The following is a 3,742-nucleotide window of genomic DNA, read 5'->3' as shown; positions in this document are numbered from 1 at the left end:
CCTGATCGGCGACAAATGCGGCGCGCACACCGTGCCCTATATCGAGGCGAAAAATTCCTCGGCGGTGTTCGAGCATGAGGCGACGACCTCGAAGATCTCCGAGGACGTGCTGTTCTACTGCATCCAGCGCGGGCTGAGCCAAGAGGAGGCCGTCGGCCTCGTGGTCAACGGCTTCGTCAAGGACGTGCTGCAACAGCTGCCAATGGAGTTCGCGGTCGAGGCACAGAAGTTGATCTCGATCTCGCTCGAGGGATCGGTTGGATAAGAGAAGCGCCGCCAGGCAGCAAGAGAAGGAGTGTTCGATGACGGCCTTGCTCGAAATCAAGGGACTCCACGCCGAGATCGCCGGCGGGCGGAAGATCATCCAGGGTCTGGATCTCACCGTGAACAAGGGCGAGATCCACGCCATCATGGGACCGAATGGTGCCGGCAAGTCCACGCTCTCTTATGTGCTCGCGGGCAAGCCGGGCTATGAGGTGACGGCCGGTGAGGTCTATCTCAATGGCGAAGATCTGCTGGCGATGGAGCCGGATGAGCGCGCCGCCAAGGGCGTGTTCCTGGCCTTCCAATATCCGCTGGAAATTCCCGGCGTGGCAACGCTGACATTCTTGCGCACCGCGTTCAACGCGCAGCGCAAGGCGCGAGGTGAGGAGGAGCTGTCATCGCCGGATCTTTTGAAGCGCGTACGCGAGATCGCCAAGACGCTCAACATCGATGCGGACATGCTGAAGCGGCCGCTCAATGTCGGCTTCTCCGGCGGCGAGAAGAAGCGCAACGAGACACTGCAGATGGCGCTGCTGCAGCCGCAGCTCTGCGTGCTCGACGAGACCGATTCCGGTCTCGACATCGACGCGCTGAAGGTGGTGGCGAACGGCGTCAATGCGCTGCGCTCGGCCGGGCGCGGCATGATCGTGATCACGCACTATCAGCGGCTGCTCGACTACATCGTGCCCGATATCGTGCATGTCTTCGCGGCCGGACGCATCGTCCGCACCGGAGACAAGGAGCTGGCGCGGGAGCTGGAGGCAACCGGCTACGCGCAATATCAGAGCGAAGCGGCATAAGGTCGAGGGCAGGGTTATGGGCATTGCCATCCGCAAGACCAAGGCTGAGCTGGGATTGGCCGATCTCTATCAGACCGCGCGCAAATTCCTGCCCGGCGGCGACGAGGTCTCCGCGGTCCGCTCTGCCGCCTTCGATCGCTTCAATGCCGTCGGCCTGCCGCATCGCCGGATCGAGGCCTGGAAATACACCGATCTGCGCGGACAGATGAAGGAAGCCAAGCGGCTTGCCTCGCTCCCGGACGACGCCGCCAAGGCGAAGGCACGTGAGGCGCAGGACCTGTTCGCCGGCGCCGGCTTCCGTCGCCTGATGATCGTCGACGGCGCCTTCGTCACGGAGTTGTCCGATCTCGCCAATCTCGAACCTGGCCTGACCATCCATGCGATGGCAGATGCCCTCGCGTCCGACCAGCCGCTGCTCTCGCAGCGGCTCGGCGCCGTCGTTCCCGAAGACGATCCGGCGCTGGTCCTGAATACTGCGCTGGCGGGCAATGGCGTCGTGATCTGCGTCGCGCCGGGCACCGCGCTGGCGCGGCCGATCCATGTGGCGTTCGTGACCACCAACTGGGTCGCGACCTCGATGTTCACTCGCTCGCTCGTCAATATCGGCGGCGGGGCCAGCGCGACCATCATCGAGACCCATCAGGGGCCTGACCGCTCGGACTATCAGGTGAATACCGCGATGCAGCTCGTTGTCGGCGACGAGGCGCGCATCGACCACATCAAGGTGACGCGCGAAGGGGATGGCGCACTGCACGTCGCGTCGCTGCTCGCGAATGTCGGCGCCCGGGCAAGCTTCAACCAGCTTGGATTCGTGCTCGGCGGCGCCGTTGTTCGCAACCAGCTTTTCCTCCGGCTGGCCGGCGAAGGCACGGTGGCCGACATCAAGGGGGCCAGTCTGCTCAAAGGCGCCCAGCATGCCGATGCGACCTTGTCGATCGAGCATGCCGCGGCGGAGTGCCAGAGCCGCGAGACCTTCAAGGCTGTGGTCGACGACACCGCGCGCGCGGTGTTCCAGGGCAAGATCACGGTCAGCCCGGGCGCGCAGAAGACCGACGCCAAGATGATGTCGCGCGCGCTGCTCCTGTCCGACGAGGCCGAGGCTGACAGCAAGCCGGAGCTCGAGATCTTCGCTGATGACGTCCAATGCGGCCACGGCACCACCACCGGTGCGATCGATGAGGAGCTGCGGTTCTATCTGATGGCGCGCGGCATTCCCGCGAAGGAGGCGGAAGCGCTGCTGATCCAGGCCTTTGTCGGAGAGGTCATCGAGGGTGCCGCTGATGAGCGCGTCAAGGGCGCACTGACGGATCTGATGCTGGGCTGGCTCGGGCGGCGGGAGTAGGCGATGCATGCGGCGGTGAACGGAGACGGCTATGATATCGGCCGCGTCCGTGAGGACTTCCCGATTCTGGGCCTGCGGGTGCATGGCAAGCCGCTGGTCTATCTCGACAACGCGGCCTCGGCGCAGAAGCCGAAGGCCGTGCTGGACCGGATGAACCAGGTCTACACGTCCGAATATGCCAATGTGCATCGCGGGCTGCATTACCTCGCCAATGCGGCGACCGAAGCCTATGAGGGCGCGCGTGCCAAGGTCGCCGGCTTCCTCAACGCTGCAAGTCCCGAGGAGATCGTCTTCACCCGCGGCGCGACCGAGGCGGTCAATCTGGTGGCGCAGACCTTTGGGCGCGAGCGGATCGGGCCGGGCGACGAGATCGTGCTGTCGATCATGGAGCACCACGCCAACATTGTCCCGTGGCACTTCCTGCGGGAGCGGCACGGCGCCGTGCTCAAATGGGCTCCTGTCGATGACGACGGCAACTTCCTGTTGGACGAATTCGAGAAGCTGCTGTCACCGCGCACCAAGATGGTGGCGATCACCCAGATGTCGAATGTGCTGGGGACGGTGGTGCCGGTCAAGGAGGTGATCGCCATCGCGCATGCGCGTGGCATTCCCGTCCTCGTCGACGGCTCGCAGGGAGCCGTGCATCTGGAGGTCGATGTCCGCGATCTCGATGCCGACTTCTACTGCATCACCGGTCACAAGATCTACGGCCCGACCGGGATCGGTGCGCTCTACGGCAAGCGCGAGCTCCTGGCCGCGATGCCGCCGTTCAACGGTGGGGGCGAGATGATCCGTGAGGTCAGCCGCGACTGGGTTACCTATGGCGATCCGCCGCACCGTTTCGAGGCCGGCACGCCGCCGATCGTGGAGGCGGCAGGCCTGGGCGCCGCGATCGACTATGTGGCCTCGATCGGCAAGCAGCGGATTGCGGCGCATGAGCGCGACCTGGTGACCTATGCGACCGAGCAACTGCGTGAGATCAACTCACTTCGCATCATCGGCAATGCCGCCGACAAGGGCGCGATCGTTTCGTTCGAGATGCAGGGCGCGCACGCGCATGATTTTGCCACCGTGATCGATCGCTCCGGCGTCGCCGTGCGGGCAGGCACGCATTGCGCGATGCCGCTGATGGAGCGCTTCGGCGTCACCGCGACCTGTCGCGCGTCCTTTGCGATGTACAACACCCGCGAGGAGGTCGACGCGCTGGTGCGTGCGTTGAAGAAGGCCCAGGAGTTCTTTTCATAGCAGTGCGTCTCGCGGGGAAGCAGCGATCCGCGTAGAAGTCGTGTAGGAGCGATGCCAATCGATGCGCCCTCTCCCCTTGCGGGACCCCTTG

At 64.6% G+C, this 3,742-nt stretch carries 4 protein-coding genes; all 4 read left to right on the top strand.

The genetic code is table 11. The features are described from left to right. Positions 1-265 (top strand): SufD family Fe-S cluster assembly protein (locus BRAS3843_RS32970; protein WP_035983614.1); only part of this gene is annotated, 265 nt, incomplete at its 5' end. A 37-nt stretch (positions 266-302) separates the two neighbouring features. Next, positions 303-1,064, top strand: coding sequence for a Fe-S cluster assembly ATPase SufC (gene sufC, locus BRAS3843_RS32965; RefSeq protein WP_008973556.1), 762 nt, complete (start codon positions 303-305; stop codon positions 1,062-1,064). Between the two features lie 16 nt (positions 1,065-1,080). Then, positions 1,081-2,406 (top strand): Fe-S cluster assembly protein SufD, encoded by a 1,326-nt coding sequence (sufD, locus tag BRAS3843_RS32960; protein WP_008973555.1) that lies wholly within the window; start codon positions 1,081-1,083, stop codon positions 2,404-2,406. A gap of 3 nt (positions 2,407-2,409) precedes the next feature. Beyond that, a complete protein-coding gene (locus BRAS3843_RS32955) occupies positions 2,410-3,651 on the top strand; it encodes a cysteine desulfurase (protein ID WP_008973554.1) in 1,242 nt (413 codons plus the stop codon). Positions 3,652-3,742: the final 91 nt, after the last annotated feature.

The organism is Bradyrhizobium sp. STM 3843, from assembly GCF_000239815.1.
Lineage (GTDB): Bacteria > Pseudomonadota > Alphaproteobacteria > Rhizobiales > Xanthobacteraceae > Bradyrhizobium.
Note: the sequence above shows the minus strand (reverse complement) of the source record. Positions and strands in the feature narration are given on the sequence as shown.